This is a genomic window from Chryseobacterium sp. StRB126 (genome assembly GCF_000829375.1).
Taxonomy (GTDB): domain Bacteria; phylum Bacteroidota; class Bacteroidia; order Flavobacteriales; family Weeksellaceae; genus Chryseobacterium.
Genome location: NZ_AP014624.1, coordinates 3,245,968 through 3,262,382, shown reverse-complemented (window position 1 = coordinate 3,262,382; position 16,415 = coordinate 3,245,968). Strand labels below are relative to the sequence as shown.

The 16,415-nt window shown below is 36.3% G+C and carries 15 protein-coding genes; 3 read left to right on the top strand and 12 right to left on the bottom strand.

Going from position 1 to position 16,415, the window contains the following annotated elements:
- The first annotated feature begins 1 nt into the window (after nt 1).
- A complete protein-coding gene (locus tag CHSO_RS14775; RefSeq protein ID WP_045497478.1) occupies nt 2–532 on the top strand; it encodes a PH domain-containing protein in 531 nt (176 codons plus the stop codon).
- The gene (locus tag CHSO_RS14765) at nt 529–1,266 is read left to right on the top strand and encodes a hypothetical protein (protein WP_144428930.1); all 738 of its coding nucleotides are present in this window, start codon (nt 529–531) and stop codon (nt 1,264–1,266) included. Before CHSO_RS14775 ends, CHSO_RS14765 begins: the two co-directional genes overlap by 4 nt.
- A gap of 97 nt (nt 1,267–1,363) precedes the next feature.
- Here CHSO_RS14765 and CHSO_RS14760 read toward each other — a convergent pair whose 3' ends face one another.
- The 3 genes from CHSO_RS14760 to CHSO_RS14750 form a co-directional block, all read right to left on the bottom strand.
- On the bottom strand, nt 1,364–1,600 hold the full coding sequence (locus CHSO_RS14760) for a YtxH domain-containing protein (protein ID WP_045497469.1): 237 nt from the start codon (nt 1,598–1,600) through the stop codon (nt 1,364–1,366).
- Between the two features lie 101 nt (nt 1,601–1,701).
- Complete coding sequence (locus CHSO_RS14755) at nt 1,702–2,544, bottom strand: isoaspartyl peptidase/L-asparaginase (protein ID WP_045497458.1); 843 nt, start codon at nt 2,542–2,544, stop codon at nt 1,702–1,704.
- Nucleotides 2,545–2,886: 342 nt separating this feature from the next.
- A complete protein-coding gene (locus CHSO_RS14750; protein WP_045497456.1) occupies nt 2,887–3,777 on the bottom strand; it encodes a cyanophycinase in 891 nt (296 codons plus the stop codon).
- Nucleotides 3,778–3,974: 197 nt separating this feature from the next.
- On the opposite strand from CHSO_RS14750, the gene cphA reads away from it, so the two are divergent.
- The gene (gene cphA / locus CHSO_RS14745) at nt 3,975–6,605 is read left to right on the top strand and encodes a cyanophycin synthetase (protein WP_045497453.1); all 2,631 of its coding nucleotides are present in this window, start codon (nt 3,975–3,977) and stop codon (nt 6,603–6,605) included.
- 35 nt (nt 6,606–6,640) lie between these two features.
- Here cphA and CHSO_RS14740 read toward each other — a convergent pair whose 3' ends face one another.
- From CHSO_RS14740 to CHSO_RS14700, 9 genes are all read right to left on the bottom strand, one after another.
- On the bottom strand, nt 6,641–7,102 hold the full coding sequence (locus tag CHSO_RS14740; RefSeq protein ID WP_045497450.1) for a hypothetical protein: 462 nt from the start codon (nt 7,100–7,102) through the stop codon (nt 6,641–6,643).
- Between the two features lie 23 nt (nt 7,103–7,125).
- Entirely contained in the window at nt 7,126–8,304 is a 1,179-nt protein-coding gene (locus CHSO_RS14735) for a hypothetical protein (RefSeq protein WP_045497447.1), read from the bottom strand.
- A gap of 247 nt (nt 8,305–8,551) precedes the next feature.
- Nucleotides 8,552–9,385 (bottom strand): type 1 glutamine amidotransferase, encoded by an 834-nt coding sequence (locus CHSO_RS14730; protein ID WP_045497444.1) that lies wholly within the window; start codon nt 9,383–9,385, stop codon nt 8,552–8,554.
- A gap of 33 nt (nt 9,386–9,418) precedes the next feature.
- A complete protein-coding gene (locus CHSO_RS14725; RefSeq protein WP_045497441.1) occupies nt 9,419–10,540 on the bottom strand; it encodes a carboxylate-amine ligase in 1,122 nt (373 codons plus the stop codon).
- Between the two features lie 30 nt (nt 10,541–10,570).
- The gene (locus tag CHSO_RS14720; protein WP_045497438.1) at nt 10,571–11,524 is read right to left on the bottom strand and encodes a RimK family alpha-L-glutamate ligase; all 954 of its coding nucleotides are present in this window, start codon (nt 11,522–11,524) and stop codon (nt 10,571–10,573) included.
- A 165-nt stretch (nt 11,525–11,689) separates the two neighbouring features.
- On the bottom strand, nt 11,690–12,403 hold the full coding sequence (locus CHSO_RS14715; RefSeq protein ID WP_045497436.1) for an alpha/beta hydrolase-fold protein: 714 nt from the start codon (nt 12,401–12,403) through the stop codon (nt 11,690–11,692).
- Nucleotides 12,404–12,433: 30 nt separating this feature from the next.
- A complete protein-coding gene (locus CHSO_RS14710) occupies nt 12,434–13,648 on the bottom strand; it encodes an acetyl-CoA carboxylase biotin carboxylase subunit family protein (RefSeq protein WP_045497434.1) in 1,215 nt (404 codons plus the stop codon).
- Nucleotides 13,649–13,788: 140 nt separating this feature from the next.
- Nucleotides 13,789–15,204 carry a M17 family metallopeptidase gene (locus CHSO_RS14705; RefSeq protein WP_045497431.1) on the bottom strand — a complete coding sequence of 472 codons (1,416 nt, stop codon included), beginning with the start codon at nt 15,202–15,204 and terminating at the stop codon, nt 13,789–13,791.
- 5 nt (nt 15,205–15,209) lie between these two features.
- Complete coding sequence (locus CHSO_RS14700) at nt 15,210–16,331, bottom strand: alpha/beta hydrolase-fold protein (RefSeq protein WP_045497428.1); 1,122 nt, start codon at nt 16,329–16,331, stop codon at nt 15,210–15,212.
- Between the last annotated feature and the right edge of the window lie 84 nt (nt 16,332–16,415).

Below are 16,415 nucleotides of genomic sequence, written 5' to 3'. Positions count from 1 at the left end.
AATGGGATCAAGACTTAAAGAAATAAAAGAAGAACTCGAAAAACTGGATATTAATCCTACCATTTTTGCCAGAAAAGAGATTCATGCTCTGCCAGATATTCTTTCAGTGGATGAAAGAATCGTTTACCTTGTGGAAGGCAGAAATAAGACAACACAACATCATATTATCTTAGTGGCTACCGACAGAAGGCTGATGTTTGTAGATAAAGAATTCATGTATGGATTAACGGTGGAGGATTATTCTTACACCAAAATAAGCTCAATACAATATGAAACAGCAATGATGCTGGCTTCTATAGATGTTCAGGTGTCTGATGATTTGGTTGAGATTGATGGAGTGGGAAAGTATGAAGCCAAACTCTTTTGCGAAAAAGTAAGAGATTTCATGTCCCGTCCTGAAGAATACACTAAACATACACCTGAGCCCAGTCATTTAGACCAGCTGGAGCAATTGGGAAGATTAAAAGAGAGCGGAATTTTAAGTGAAGAAGAATTCAATGAACAGAAGAAAAAAATTATAGACAAATTATGATAAAAGAAGTCGTTTTTAGAGCCTTAAACTGGAGGTGGTATTTTACCTCTTTAATTACATTATTTATAGGAATTTTTTGTTGGCTTCTGATCCTTATTTTACCAATTAGTAAGTTTACATGGAACTTTTTCTCGGTTACGCCATTTTTGGTGGCAGGTCTAAGTTTTATATTAGGAATTTCAAGACTGTTTAAAAAAGATGAGTTTAAAAATGGTCTTTGGCAATGTCTTTTAAGCTTTATTATGTTTACCATCATTGGTGTACTGTTTGCTTTTTACCCGCCTAAAAGTCCTTATAAACCATATAATAATGATATTAAAAACCCAAAGAATGCAAAGTTTTCAATGCCTTTGAAGCAGTTTGTAGATGAGAAAGAACTTGTAGAGGTTACCCAGCCTGATATTCTTATTTATGATTATTTGCAGCCGGGATCTTATAAATACGATGTTTTCCTGAATAAAACAGAAAAAGGTAAGGTCTATTTAAAAGTCTATGATTTTAATACCAACAGGATTCTTTCTGAAAATGAGATTAAAAAAGAATCGATGAGAAAGGTTTTTAACCCTAGTGATGAACTGAAAGAATTTTCAAGTGACAATGATGGTTTTACAGTGACAGAAGGAGATTGGGGTGATTACTATGGAAGCAGGGTTGAAGTTTGGTTCCAGCCGGATAATTCCAATGAACCTGAAAGAAAATTAATAGAAAAAAATTATATTATTCAGGGAAATTAAAGGACACTATTTTCTGATTGATAAAACAAAAAGTCATCGCAAACTACTACGATGACTTTTTCTATATATGAATGTTAAAAAAAACTACTGTCTGTTTTTAGTTTAAAGAATCTTCGGCCTTTGTTTTTACCTCATCTACTTTACTTTGAACTTGGGAAGCAACATCGTTGGCTTTAGTCTTAATATCATTTCCCCATTTGTTAAGATTATCTTTTGCTGTATTAAGTTTATCCTTTACGGCTTGTTGATCTTCAGGACTTGAATTCTTGTATTTCCAGTAAGCCAAAGCACCTAATCCTAGTAAAGCTAATAAGCCTTTTGTTTTGTTTCCCATGATTTCTATTTTTTAAAAGATATTAATATTAAAATTTGTTATTAATACATATGTAAAATACGTGCCAAAAAATTAGGCAGAATTATAAAATAATGTTAAAATTAAGAAAAGATATCGAAATTTTCACCGTCAAAACTGGCGAAAACCATAGTAGGATAGGAGTCCTGATGATAAATATTCCCGTCTTTATCAATAGCAATGGCACCTGCAAATCCGTCAATCGTTTTAAGTTCATCAAAAGTTTTGGTGAAAGCCGTTTCAAGGCTCATTCCATCTGTTACGCGGGTTACAATTTTTGTAGCAGTAGCATTGCTTACAATATCTTCTCCTACACCTGTACAGCTTACTGCACAAAAGGTGTTGGCATAATTTCCAGCCACTGTGGCAGAGTCTGAGATTCTTCCCGGGATTTCAAAACCCTTTCCTCCTGTAGAAGTGCCAACAGCCAGTTTTCCATTCTTATCGATGGCTACACAGCCTACCGTACCTTTACCTCCATTACCAAGTTTAGCTTCATATTCCTTTCTTCTCTGTGGGATTTCAGTGGAGAAGTTCTCAAATCCATGTTCGGTAGCATAATTTTTTGCCCCTTGTCCACCTAAAACCCGATCATCCTCTCCAATAAGATCTTTTGCAACAAAAATGGGATTTTTTACATCCTGAATATTGATAACACCACTTAATTTCTGAGTTTCACCATTCATAATAGCGGCGCTCATCCGGATGACACCATCACTCTGAATCTGCGAGCCTATTCCGGCATTGTACAAAGGATCATCTTCCAGCAAAGAAACGGCATAAGCCACCGAATCAAAAGCGGAATGAGTCTGAAGATAATGAAATGCCTTTTCAGCAATTGCTTTTAAAGAGTTTTGTTTTGCTGTTTTTACTTCATGGCTTTGGTCACTTTCCGAGAAAAAGCCTCCGTGAATGATGATTTTCATAGAATAAGAGTTGATGAATAATTTTTATGAAGGTAATTTATAGATAAAAGATAAAAGATAAAAGATAAAAGATAAAAGATCTTGTCGTTAAACAACTATTATTTATTATCCATTTACCCATCCGGATATCAACATCAATAGGGGCGGGTTATAATCCTGAGCATAAACTGAAGGTTTACGAACGAAGTTCACGAAGGAAGCCCGGCCGGTCAATAAACAAATAAATCATAACTCCATTGGCTTTAGCCCAAACTTATTGTATTGTCTGCTATGATCAAAGGGGTGAATTCAAAAACAAAAAAACGGAACCGAGGTTCCGTTTGTATAGTTGTATTTTTTGGTCTATTTATCTTGTGGAATAGGATTGAATTGTGAGTTTTCAATGGTAAGAGTTTTAGTTGTAAGATCATAATGATCGTTCATAGACATCACATGCACCGTTAGATTATCAATAGAAATAGGTTCTCCAAGATTAATATTAGTTAGGTTGGTATCTTTAATAAATCTTCCGTCTACCAGAATCACAAGTCCGGAACCTACAGCCGTCATCACATCATTATGAATGAAAAGTCCTGTATCTTCCCCAAGTCCGATTCCCAGAGTTCTTGGGTTATTCACTACTGCCTGGAAAAGACGTCCGATTCTGCCTCTTTGTACAAAATGCGTATCAATGATAACGTTATCGATTAAACCTAGCCCTTGTGTTGTTTTAATTTCCCCCTTCAATAGAGCCTCAGAACTGCTTCCCTGATAGATCATATTTTCAGAGGCAGCAGCAGCACCGGCGGAAGTTCCGGAATAGATAAAATCCTGTTCCTGGTATTTTAATAGAATGGTATCGTGAAATCTTGTTCCACCCAGAATAGATGTTAGCCTTAGCTGGTCTCCACCGGTAAACATCATCACGTCTGCAGCGTTTGCTCTTGCTACCATTGCATCAGAGTTAGCCTCTTCACGGTTGTGAATATCAAGAATATTTACATTTTTCGCCCCTAGGAATTCGAAGGCTTTTTTATATTCTGTACCTACGATCTGAGGAATTTGAGAGGCCGTTGTTACGATTTCAATAACAGAATCTTCCTTATGCTTTGATTCGCTGATGATCTTTCGCAAGATTCCACGTTCAAAAAAATTAAGATTCTTTTCAATATTCTGATCATAGTCGGTTTCTGCAAAGCTTCCTTTATTTACAGCTCCTCCGATAACTATTAATTTTCCTACAGGTTTAGTCATGGTACAAAATTAAAAAATAATTAACATACTTGGCGAAATTCGTGCCATCTTTGGTTGGTTTTTAATGTTTTAAAAATGTTAATTAAATGTAATTCTTTTTTGATAAATCTTCATGCTTGCTATGGTTTTGTTTAGGGTTTTATATTATATTTGATTGTAAAATAAGTTATTGTTAACTGTTAAAATGCCAATAGACTATGAAAATCGAAAAGATTCAGGCACTGCGTGGTCCTAACATCTGGAGTATCAGGAGAAAAAAGCTGATACAGATGAGGTTAGACCTTGAAGAAATGGAGAATTATCCTACCAATAAAATTGATGGATTCAGAGAAAGAATTGAGAAACTGATCCCGTCACTGATTACCCATAGGTGTTCAGAAGGAGTGGAAGGAGGCTTTTTCCATAGAGTGGAAACAGGAACCTGGATGGGGCATGTCATTGAGCATATTGCCTTGGAAATACAGACCTTAGCGGGGATGGATGTTGGCTTTGGAAGAACCCGGGAAACAAAAAGTCCGGGAGTGTATAATGTGGTATTCAATTATTTGGAAGAAAATGTAGGAATCTATGCTGCTGAAGAAGCGGTAAAGATCGCAGAAGCTTTAATTGAAGACAAAGATTATAATCTGAATGCCTGTATTCAGAAACTGAAAGAGATCAGAGAGCGTGTTCGTCTGGGACCATCTACCGGAAGTATTGTGGAAGAAGCTGTTTCCAGAAAAATACCATGGATCAGATTAGGAACAAATTCACTGGTACAGCTTGGATATGGGGTAAATCAACAACGTTTTCAAGCTACGATTACCGGAAAAACCAGCTCTATTGCTGTAGATATTGCCTGTAATAAAGAATTAACCAAAAGAATGCTTCACGATGCGGCTATTCCTGTACCTATAGGAGACCTGGTTGTTGATGAAGAGGATTTAGATAGGGTAATCAAAAAAATAGGGTACCCCATCGTTCTAAAACCTTTGGATGGAAATCATGGAAAAGGTTCTTCCATCAATGTTACTGATTGGGAAGCTGCCAAAATAGGATTGGAACATGCTCAGAAATACTCCAGAAAGGTAATTGTTGAAAAATATATTACAGGATATGATTTCAGAGTATTGGTGATTGATAATAAGATGGTTGCGGCAGCAAGAAGAGTTCCTGCTCACATCGTTGGAGATGGCGAACTAAATATTCAGCAGCTTATTGATAAAGAAAATAAAGATCCGCGAAGAGGGTATGGTCATGAGAATGTTCTTACCGAAATTGAAGTGGATAAGGATACTTTGGAACTGCTTGAAAAACTTCAGTATACGCTGGAAACAATTCCACAAAGAGGAGAAATAGTGTACCTGAAATCAACAGCCAATCTTTCTACAGGAGGTACATCGATAGATGTTACCGATATGGTACATCCGGAAAATATTACCATGGCAGAAAGAATTTCCAAAATTATAGGGCTGGATGTTTGCGGGATTGATATTATGGCGGAAAATCTTACACAACCCTTAAAAGAAAGTGGTGGAGCTATTATTGAGGTAAATGCAGCACCAGGATTTAGAATGCACCTTGCTCCAAGTGAAGGACTTCCAAGGAATGTTGCGGCACCTGTTGTAGATATGTTGTATCCACAAGGAAAACCTTTTACCATTCCAATTATTGCCGTAACAGGTACCAACGGAAAGACAACCACCACAAGATTGATTTCCCATATTGTAAAAAGCAATGGCTATAGAGTAGGCTTTACCACATCTGACGGGATTTATATTCAAAATACAATGCTGTCAAAAGGAGATACTACCGGACCGATTTCAGCAGAATTTATTTTAAAAGATCCTACGGTAGAATTTGCTGTTCTTGAAACGGCAAGAGGCGGAATTCTCCGTTCCGGATTAGGATTTTCACAATGTGATATCGGGGTTCTCACCAATATTGAGGAAGATCATTTGGGAATGAATGATATTCACAATTTAAAGGATCTTACCAAAGTAAAGCGCGTTGTATTAGACAGTGTCAAGAAAACCGGCTGGAGCGTTTTGAATGCAGACAATGAATATTCCATGAAAATTGTAAAAGATCTAGACTCTAATGTGGCTATTTTCAGTATGGATGAGAATAATCCTCATATTGTAAAGTTTGCAAAAGAGGGAAGAATTACCTGTGTTTATGAAGAAGGTTTTGTAACCATTAAAAAAGGAGACTGGAAGATCAGAATCGGTAAGGCGAAAGACTTCCCGATTACGATGGAAGGGAAAGCCAGATTCATGATCGAAAATGTATTGGCAGCCAGCTTGGCAAGTTATCTTTATGGATTTGGAATTGAGGATATTTCCAATTCACTGAGAACCTTTATTCCAAGTGCACAGCTTACTCCGGGAAGATTAAATGTCTTTAAGTTTAAAAATTTTAAAGTATTGATTGATTTCGCTCACAATCCGTCCGGATATGAAGCTATTGAAGATTATCTGAAAAATATTGAAGCTACAAAGAAAATAGGTATTATTTCCGGTGTTGGAGACAGAAGAGATAATGATATCAGGGAATGTGGAAAAATTGCAGGAAGAATGTTTGATCATATTATCATCCGTAATGAAAAACATCTTCGGGGAAGAACCGAGGAAGAGATCAACGGATTGATTATTGAAGGAATGCAGGCTTCAGGAAAAGATGTAAGCTACGAGATTATTCCTAAAGAAATAGAAGCGTTAAAACATGCGATGGGTATGGCAGAAGAAGGAACATTCATCACTGCTTTAAGTGATGTAATTTCTAATGCTATTGATCTTGTTCAGGAATATCAGGCAAGAGAATTGATGGAAGATGATAAAAATTTATAAAACAAAACCTCCGAAAAATCGGAGGTTTTGTTTTTTTATATATTTTCCCAAACTTTCTTTATGTTTCGCATTTTCACGAGATAGAAATATAAAGGAATAAGTTCCAGCCTAATTGTAAAATTAATTTTTGGTGAAGTAAAAGGGATTACTGCCATCATAATGATGCAAACAGCAATTCCTATAATAGCATCAACTATTGCAGCCTGTGGTGCCCATTTTTGCTCAAACCAGAGCCCGTAGGCAACAATACCTTTGAATAAAAACAACAATGAAATCAAAAGCCCAGTCATTGAATAAGGATGATCAGCATTTATTCCATATATTGATAAAGAAACATGAGTCATAAAAGAGCCTGCCATCAATAAAATAAGAGATACTGTACCACCAATTAAAAAGATCCATAAGAAAATTTTAATCCAAACGGGTAATAGATTTCGTCTTCGTGTTAAACTGTTATAGTTATCAAACTCATCAAAAGCTGTTGACTTTTCTTCCATGTATTATTAGTTTTATAAGTTATTTATCCAAAAAACGCATTAGAACTTCCAATCCAAATCGCATCTTTTTTATTGAAATCCACGTTTACCATTGCTGCTTTTGTCATTCTTCCCAGATTTTCCAGTAGAATAGGACGTTCATCATTTTCCCGCCAAATATACAACAAACGGATTTCTGCTTTAGAAAACTCTCCATTAATATCTTCAAAAATAGGTTCATAGCTTACCTTTTTCTGTAAGATATAGTTTTCTTTGTCTTCTATAGCATCCGTGATTTCTTTCGTTGGACTTAAATTGACACCACTTCCTGCAAATGAAAATAATGGCTTCAATACGAAGTTTTCAAGACTCTCATTTTCCGGAAACTCATGAAGAAAATAACTTTGAGGTACAAACTGATGTTTTAATAACGGCAAAAGGAATTTAGAAATTTTAAAGAACCAGTTCGGGTGGGTAATCCATTTTACATCTACTTCTTCACGGAAATCAAACTCTGTTGTAAGACCCGGAATTCTGTCGAGTTCATCAAATATGACACGATTGTAGATCCTTTTGATCTCAATGAGTTTTCCATTGTTTTCGTAATAAAGCTTTTTACCTTCCTTTTTTACCTTTGTTAAACACACTGTTTTAATACCCAGTAATTGCTCGGTTAAAGCAAAGTCAATAGCTGTTTTTTGTTTTTCAGGGAAAATTTCAAGAAGAATTACGTTTTCCGGATTTTCCTCACCCACTATCAAATCTTTTAAATACTGTTTAAAATCTTCGTGAGGCATAGTGTTTCGGATGTCCGAAAGGAAAGGATACACTTCACAGAATGTTTCTTCATAAATCTTTTGGAAGGCATATAGTGAAGGAAAGGCTTGAAGTTCAATTAATTGTGGTTCAATGTCTCCGCTTTCATTTTTACAGATTCCAAAATCAATGGTGAAAAAATGAGGCTGGTTTGTATCATTGGGGACTCTGCAGTTATCAGGAATTGCTTTCTGAAGGGTTTCAGCCGGAAGAGCCTTGATTTGGCTAATGATACTTTCACTCGCGTCAAGCAATTTAGCTTCAAATGCTTTGGTAAGGAAAATAGGGCTTTCTGAAATTCTGAAACCAGGTTCTATACCCCCTTTTTGTTTTAAAATTTCATTAAGTTGTATGTATTTTTCATCTGAAAACTCCTGATTGAACTGTTTTCTGTATTTTGGGATCATATTTTTTCTTTTGTGATGTTAAAAAAATCGAGCAGCAGCGCCCGATTTGATATTGTAAATGAATTTAACCACAAAAGTCACAAAAGCCTTTATTTTTTAAAATATAAAAGGATATATGATAAGTTCCATAAGATGAAAATCAAAGATTTTCAAAACACTTAAGTGTACTTTTAAAACAGTTAGTAGTAACTTAAAAACAACTTAAGTGTTAAAGCTTTTGTGACTTTTGTGGTTTATTTTTAATGAGTTAAGCCAAAGATTCAGCTTCCTTCAAAATGTTTTTTTTTGCGAACTGAAGAAATCTCGGAAGAATCTGGTTTCTGGTCAGGATGATTTTATCTTCATCATCTATTCTGTCCATGGTTTCAAGATACTTTTCCATTCCGAAATTTTCAATCATGGCTTCTCTGTTCTTATCATCTTTAAGATTCTCTATCAAAGCCTCAGGACTTGCTTCCGGATGAAACTGAGTTCCGAATATCTCATCAGAAAAACGAACCGCCATTACAGCTCTTTCCAGATTAATGTGTGGACGGAACTTTTCAATAGCCATAACAGTCATTCCCAATTCCTCGAAACGGTCATGATCCGGCTCAATAAACTGATAAGCTCTGGAATCTACTGCATAAAAAGGATTCTGAAGGTTTTTGAATAAAAATTCTTCTTTGCCTTCATCGGTTTTGTGTATCGGCATTACTCCAAAAGAATAGGATTTTCTTTTACAGATATTTCCTAATTTCCAGTGAATACTTGCCAATTGAAATGAATGGCAGATCAGGAAAAGATACTTTTTATCTTCGTTGTATTTATTATGTTCAAAAATGGAATCTAAAAAATGAGCAAACCTTTCTTCCCACTCAAAACCTTCGCGGTGTGGAGTACCTGGTCCGCCTGAAGAAATAAAAATATCAAAGTCTCCAATCTCCGGCATTTCATCTTTAAACCTCACATCAAACGTTTTGATGATTACATTTTCTTCAGAGTTCTGCTGAAATGTTTCAGAAATTTCTTTAATGTTTCTAAAGCCTTGATTGACATGGTTGTTGTTCATGTCCAGCAGAGCAATTCGAATATCTTTCATTACATCATATTTTTTGTAAAGTTACCAAAAATATTATGAAGCGGTTTCGCCATGTGTTATGCCGTACTCAGTTTCTGAGATCATATAATCTACAACCTTAGTAAGATCACCGGTTTCCTTAAAGATCTGAAGCTGTCTATCGGCACCCGTTCCGTTTTCAAGAATTTTCCAGGCATATTCAACCTCTTCTCGGCAGCCTAGATCATCTACCACATCATCAATAAATTCTAAAAGTTCTTTTAATAAAAGAGGATAGGGAACAGATTCTTCTTTTCCAAAATCAATCAGCTGAGCTTCAATTCCGCTTTTGGAAGCGCGCCATTTATTTTCGTTTAATAACAGCCTTCTATAGCTTCTGAAACTAAGGTTTTGTTGGTGAAGTTTATAAATTTTAGCCACTAAACTCTGCATAATGGCCGCAAGACATACCGTTTCATCAATTCTTAATGGCATATCGCAAATCCTGAACTCAATAGTAGGGTAGAATGGATGAACCCTTAAATCCCACCATATTTTTTTAGCATTGTCGATGGTTCCTGTTTTTACCAAGAGATCAACATAACTGTCAAATTCTGCTAATGAGTTGAAATAGCTTGGGATACCGGTTCTCGGAAATTTAACGAAAATTTCCTGTCTGTACGATTTAAAACCTGTATACCTTCCGATCCAGAAAGGAGAATTGGTAGAGAGTGCATAAACATGAGGCAGGAAATAACGCATTACATTCTGAATTCTTACGCCTTCTTCCCGGTTAGGAATTCCAATATGTACGTGAAGTCCGAAAATAAGGTTTTCACGGGCAACATCGCCCATATCATCTACAATTTTGATGTATCTTTCCCCTTGGGTGATACTATTGTCCGACCAATGTGAGAAAGGGTGGGTTCCGCCTCCGGAAACACGAAGCCCCTGTTCATGGGCTGTGTTGATAAGATGCCTTCTTAAATTGGTTAATTCTGCTCTGGCTTCCTGAATGTTCTGGCAGATTCCGGTTTCCATTTCAATCATGGATTCGTGCATTTCGTGTTTTAGATTTTCACTTAATACTGCTTTCCCGCCTTCAATGATTTTTGATACATGAGAAATCAAATCTCTGCTTTCAACATCAATGATCTGATATTCTTCTTCGATTCCAATAGTAAACTGATGATGCATTGTCTTGTGTTTTTTTATTCTTTTTCAATATTATTTTATGGAATCTTTCACAAAGGTTCCCCAAGTGATATTGGGTTTTCCAGGAACATATTCCTTGGCTTTTTCAATCGCCAGTTTAGCAGCATGCTCTATAATCCATGCAAAATTCTCTTCTCCCACTGAATTTCTGTCTGCATCCGGAGCAGGATTACAGAAATCGATAGCATAAGGAATTCCGTCTCTTACAGCAAATTCTACGGTATTGAAATCGTATCCTAATGCTTCATTCATTTTGATTGTATAATCATGAATGGTTTTCAATAATTTTTCAAGCTCTTTGCCTTGTGTCTGATGAGTAGTGGCATACCTCAGGTGATGCGGGTTTCTAGGCTCATACGGCATGATGTGAACATATTTTCTACCCAGGCAATATACCCTGTAATAATCATCGAAGACAATTTCCTCCTGAACCATCATCACCAGTTGTTCCGTTTCTCCAAGTTTGTTCCAAAGATCATCCGGATTTTCAACTCTGTAAACACTCTTCCAGCCACCACCATCGTGAGGTTTCATATAGGCCGGGAATCCAACATAATTAAAAATATATTCCCAGTCATGTGGAAATTTCAGGTTTCTGAATGAAGTTTCCGAAGTATCGGTTGGTCTTTCATGTGATGGAAGCAGTACGGTTTTCGGTAACGGAATTCCGAGCTTGCTCATCAGAGCATTGTTGAAAAATTTTTCGTCTGCACTCCACCAAAAGGGGTTATTGATAACGTAGGTGCCGTTAAGCGCAGCGTTTTTCAGATAGGCTCTGTAAAAGGGAACATCCTGCGAAATTCTGTCGATGATTACTGCATAACCATAATCTGCCCCTTGTTCTAATTTGTCAATAGTAACAGGTTCAGCCACGATATCTCCACCTCCCAATTCATTTACTTTGTCTATAAATGCCCAGGGAAATGTGTCTTCCATACCGAATAGAATTCCTACTTTTTTTGTCATAATTTTTGTTTTTAAATGGGTATATTTTATTTTTCAACAGAATCTGTGATTCTTCATATTTTTTAAAACTTAAGCGTTAAAACATTGATTCTCTTTTTAATTTAAAAATCTTTATTTTAAACACTTAAGCTATTTTATCAACTAATTTTTTTATTTGGATGTTTTTTAAGAAAAATAAGTTCCAATAAAGGTTGGGAAAACCATTCTCCACAATGGCCAGTCGTGACCAATCCATTTTCTTTCATCATACCAGAAATCAATGCCTTTTACCCTTAAGATTTCAGCCATTTCAATATTCTTGTCTTTACAGATATCCTGGTCAGAAGTACTCAACACAATATGCATATGTTTATATTTCCAGGATTCATCATTTCTTATAAATTCCCTTGGACAGTTGAAATATACGAGATCATCAGAATAGCCGTCCATAAAATTTCTTATGCTAAAAGCTCCAGACAGACAAAATAAATGAGAAACTACGTCCGGAAACCTAAAAGCAAAATTGGCTGCATGATAACCTCCAAAACTGGCTCCGGCTACTGCTACACGATGGGTTTTATGGAGCTTTTGGATGTAGGGAACGAATTCCAATATCAAAAACTGTACATAGCGCTCATAGTTTTTAATTCTCTGCTGCGGAGATATTTTCTCATCATAAAAACTCCAGCTGTCAATGGTCTGAATATTATAAAGCTTTACTTTTCCCTGTTCTATAAACCAATTGATACTTCCGTTAAGATGAAAATCATGGTTTTGGGTATATTGTCCTTGGGAGGTCGGAAACATAATGATAGGATGGCCGTAATGTCCGGTCACTTCTACTTTAAGGCTTGTTCCCAAAATGTTGGAATAGTAATCTGTATGTTCTATATGAGGCATGTAGACTTTTACTTTAATGGTTATATATAATTAACTGCTTAATTTGCTGATTTTAGGAGGAAGAATGTTAAGCATTTCTGCATTAATCTTTTCTGCGGCATCGTCTAGTCTTTCTTCTACTACAGCAGCATCAGTGGATTTGTAAACAATCCCCACATGGTAATCTATAGGAAGGAATTTTACTGCTTCCTCACATTCAAATTTGCTGTAATCAGGTTCTTTATCCTTGATAAGAGCAACAATAAGCCCTGAGTAATATCCTGTTGGAGCGGAAACGCTATAGTTTTTTTTCCTTAACAGAGCATCCTCAATCTTAGCCCATTCTCGCCAGATATTGATGCCGCTTGAGGCTTCCACCAAATCAGGAATGTGGGCACCGCCTACTCTTGAGGAAGTTTCAAGAAAATACCATTTTCCATCTTCTTTTCCGCGGATGAATTCTGTATGGGTAGCTCCGTTCAAAAGTCCGAAGTTGGAAAGTACTCTGGAATTGATCTCCTCCAATGCTTTGAATTCATCAGAATATCTTCCTAATGTTTTGGATCTGAAAACACCACCTTCATGAGAAACCTGCATTGGAGGAGCAAGATACTTTGATGCAGAGGTAAAGACAATTTCCTTATTGAAGGTAAGGCTGTCCACATGATACACATCTCCCGGTTTAAAGCTTTCCAGCAGGAAAAGATGACGTTCTTCACCAAGCACTTCTAATGCTTCATGAAGCTGTTCTTTGGCTAATATTTTTTTAATTCCTGATGCAGAGGCTTCTGAGCGTGGTTTCAGTACCCAAGGTGCAGGAACTTTTTCTACAAATTCATTCACGGTATCGTCATTGAAAACAGCTGTGAATTCCGGAACATTAATGCCTGAATCCTTAGCTTTTTGACGCATTGCCAGTTTATCTCTAAAATAACGGTGGGTAGTTTGTCCCATTCCTGGAATACGGAAGGTTTCCCGGATCAGGGCAGCCTTTTCTACGTCGTAGTCATCAAGAGCGACTACAGCGTCTACTTTTCTGGTTTTCATCAGGTGTGAAAATCCTTGGATCAGGTGTTCAAGATTCCACACAGATGGTTTAATCTCGGGCATATAAAATACCTCATCAATGGCATGCCAGGGCCAGTTTTTTTCTTTAAGATTTTCTGATGTTACTAAGATGATTTTATTACTGAGCCGCTTCATTTCGTCCATGAAATCATAGCCCTTGTAATAGCACGAAATACATACTATAATTTTCTCCTCCATATAATGTTTTTTAGTTTTTAGTGAATTATCAAAAATAAAAGCAATTCTTTATTATTTGATTAATATCAAAAATTGAAATATGATATACTTTTATAAATCACTAATCAAGTATACAGAGAATTTTTCTAATAAACTAATTTTTAGTGATAATTTTCGATTAAATCCGTGAGCAATTGAACCCCATAACCGGTAGCTGCTTTTTCTTTGGCATACCCTACATTTCCAAAAGCTACTCCAGCGATATCCAAATGGGCCCATCTAGGATGATTATCAATGAAATGCTCTAAGAATTTGGCGGCAATAATACAGTCGCCAATGGGTTTTAGAGACATGTTTTTTAAGTCGGCTACATCAGATTGTATATCGTCTTTCCAGATATCCCATAACGGTAGATTCCAGAGTCTTTGGTTGGTGTGATCTCCGGTTTTTATCAAAAGGTTTTTCAGCTCTTCATTATTGGAAAATAGGGCCCCGCAGGTATCTCCAAACATTCTTACTGAGCTTCCTGTCAAAGTAGCCAGATCAATCAGGAAATCTGTTTTGTAGTTTTTGGCTAAATAGGAAAGTCCGTCGGCAAGAATCAGTCTGCCTTCTGCATCAGTGTCCATCACTTCAATGGTTTTTCCGTTATAAGCAGTAATGACATCACTTGGAAGCAAAGCTTTTTCAGAAATAGCATTGTCTGTAATGGGAAGAACAGCGACGATATTAACCGGTAATTTCATCTCTGCTGCATAAATTAAACTTCCTACAACAGCTGTTGCCCCACCCATGTCAGATTTCATATAATGCATATTGGTAAAGGGTTTCAGAGAAATTCCTCCAGTATCAAAAAGAACACATTTCCCTACCAATCCAAAGGTTTTGGCATTTTTAGCCGTTGTTTTATATTCTAAAATGGTGAAAGCTGCATCATGGGCACTTCCCTGATTAACGGCAAGGTAAGCTCCCAGACCAAGTTCTTCGCATTTCTTTCGGTTAAAAACGGTGTACTTTAACTCATGTTTTTTAGCTAGATTTTTAAGGTATAAACTGAAAGTATCTGGTCTTTTTAGATTGGCAGGTTTATTTATCCATTCCTGACAGGCGATTTGTCCGTTGCTTAAAGCTTCAGCTTTCCGACTGATTTCATCCAGTTTTTTCTGACTTAAGCTCTCAAAATGAAGTTCAAATTTTGTGTTCCAGAAAGGATGATTTTTTTCAAAAGGATAATTGTAGGTCCCGATGAGCAACCCCTTCAAAAACTCTTCAAACTGTTTTTCATTGAGGAAATCTGCAAGTAATAAAGTAGGAACGCCTTGTAGCTTTTCTTTTTGAGTTTGTGAAAACCTTACGGCAACCTGCTGTAGCTCGAAATTCTGTAAAGTGGATTTTCCTAATCCAATAAAGTAAGTGATTCCTTCTTCATGAGCATTGATGAAAACCTCATACTTTTTTCCCGTGAAGAATGTAGCAATATTTTTATTGAAATTTTTACTTGTTTTGGTCCATTCTTCTTCCGTGAATAAATGGAAAACCTGGGTATAGTTTTTATTTTTTTTGTTGATTAGTTTCATAAAATTTAGTTCTTAATGCTTTGTTGTTGTGGTTTTACTTCAACAGGATTTTCGGTATTGTCATAGAACAGCCATTCAATAGCTCTGGGGAATTCCTGTGACCAGTAAAATTCACTGTGGGTTCCGTCAGGATTGATATTGGTTCTGAATTCAAAATCGAAAAGGTTCTTTTTCTCCCATCTTTTCAGATACTCCTCAAAAATATGAATTCTTTTAACCATTTTAGAGCCTTCCTGACCGCCGCCATATAAGTATATTTTTGTTTTAAACGGAACCCGGAAACTCATCATAGGAAAGTTATTATTCGGTTCTACCCAAAGAGAAGGGGAGAAGATCAACAGCTTGGAATAAACTTCTGGATAAAGAAATCCGCTGTAGATACTGATTAATGCTCCCAATGAGCTGCCACCTATCCCGGTATTGTCACGGTCTTTTTTAGTTCTGTAATTTTCATCTACATAAGGTTTTAAGGTGTCCGTAATAAAACGGATGTATTTCTTGCCTTCCGAGCCATTGGCTACATTGTCATTATCAAAAATATATTCCTTGATTCTATCCTCACTTCCATGTTCTATAGCCACAATGATAATATCTCCTCTTCCGTATTCCGCAAGGATAGACAGTTTTTTGTCAATTTCCCAGTTTCCGAAACCACTTCCTTCATTGAATAGGTTTTGAGCATCCTGAAGATATAAAACAGGGTAGCTCTTATCCGAAGTTTGATAATCATAAGGAAGTAGTGCCCAGATTTTGCGGTAACGATCCAGTTGCGGGATATAAAATTTTTCAGAAATAACTTCGGCAATGGGAAAGAACTCTTCCTTGAAAGGTCCCCAGTTTAACCTCCACTTTTCGATGGTATCAGATGTTTTCCGAAGTGATTTTTTTACTTTCCGGTTAGGAGTGATATTGCCGTATTTATCCAATTCTACATTTTCCCAGCCTCCTTTGGTGAACTTGTATTCAATTTCATCAGCTAGTTTTTCATCTTCAATTTCTATGAAATAATGATGGGAATCTGATTGCTGGAGCTGGTAATAGTAGTCTTTGGGATTCCAATTGTTGAAATTCCCGGTGATAAATACTGGTCTATCATCTTTTTCATCAGTATAAAGTTCGAACCTCATCCTAAATGTTTAATAAATTGTTATGTTGCTAAATTTATAAAAAAAGATTGTTTGGGAATCATAAAAAAGTGAATTAAAAAAATG

What these genes read in the sequence shown, in the direction of transcription:
- CHSO_RS14755 (WP_045497458.1), bottom strand. Translation starts at nt 2,544, where the DNA reads ATGAAAATCATCATTCACGGAGGCTTTTTCTCGGAAAGTGACCAAAGC.
- CHSO_RS14760 (WP_045497469.1), bottom strand. Translation starts at nt 1,600, where the DNA reads ATGGGAAACAAAACAAAAGGCTTATTAGCTTTACTAGGATTAGGTGCT.
- cphA (WP_045497453.1), top strand. Translation starts at nt 3,975, where the DNA reads ATGAAAATCGAAAAGATTCAGGCACTGCGTGGTCCTAACATCTGGAGT.
- CHSO_RS14725 (WP_045497441.1), bottom strand. Translation starts at nt 10,540, where the DNA reads ATGCATCATCAGTTTACTATTGGAATCGAAGAAGAATATCAGATCATT.
- CHSO_RS14775 (WP_045497478.1), top strand. Translation starts at nt 2, where the DNA reads ATGGGATCAAGACTTAAAGAAATAAAAGAAGAACTCGAAAAACTGGAT.
- CHSO_RS14740 (WP_045497450.1), bottom strand. Translation starts at nt 7,102, where the DNA reads ATGGAAGAAAAGTCAACAGCTTTTGATGAGTTTGATAACTATAACAGT.
- CHSO_RS14735 (WP_045497447.1), bottom strand. Translation starts at nt 8,304, where the DNA reads ATGATCCCAAAATACAGAAAACAGTTCAATCAGGAGTTTTCAGATGAA.
- CHSO_RS14750 (WP_045497456.1), bottom strand. Translation starts at nt 3,777, where the DNA reads ATGACTAAACCTGTAGGAAAATTAATAGTTATCGGAGGAGCTGTAAAT.
- CHSO_RS14720 (WP_045497438.1), bottom strand. Translation starts at nt 11,524, where the DNA reads ATGACAAAAAAAGTAGGAATTCTATTCGGTATGGAAGACACATTTCCC.
- CHSO_RS14715 (WP_045497436.1), bottom strand. Translation starts at nt 12,403, where the DNA reads ATGCCTCATATAGAACATACAGATTACTATTCCAACATTTTGGGAACA.
- CHSO_RS14705 (WP_045497431.1), bottom strand. Translation starts at nt 15,204, where the DNA reads ATGAAACTAATCAACAAAAAAAATAAAAACTATACCCAGGTTTTCCAT.
- CHSO_RS14730 (WP_045497444.1), bottom strand. Translation starts at nt 9,385, where the DNA reads ATGAAAGATATTCGAATTGCTCTGCTGGACATGAACAACAACCATGTC.
- CHSO_RS14700 (WP_045497428.1), bottom strand. Translation starts at nt 16,331, where the DNA reads ATGAGGTTCGAACTTTATACTGATGAAAAAGATGATAGACCAGTATTT.
- CHSO_RS14710 (WP_045497434.1), bottom strand. Translation starts at nt 13,648, where the DNA reads ATGGAGGAGAAAATTATAGTATGTATTTCGTGCTATTACAAGGGCTAT.
- CHSO_RS14765 (WP_144428930.1), top strand. Translation starts at nt 529, where the DNA reads ATGATAAAAGAAGTCGTTTTTAGAGCCTTAAACTGGAGGTGGTATTTT.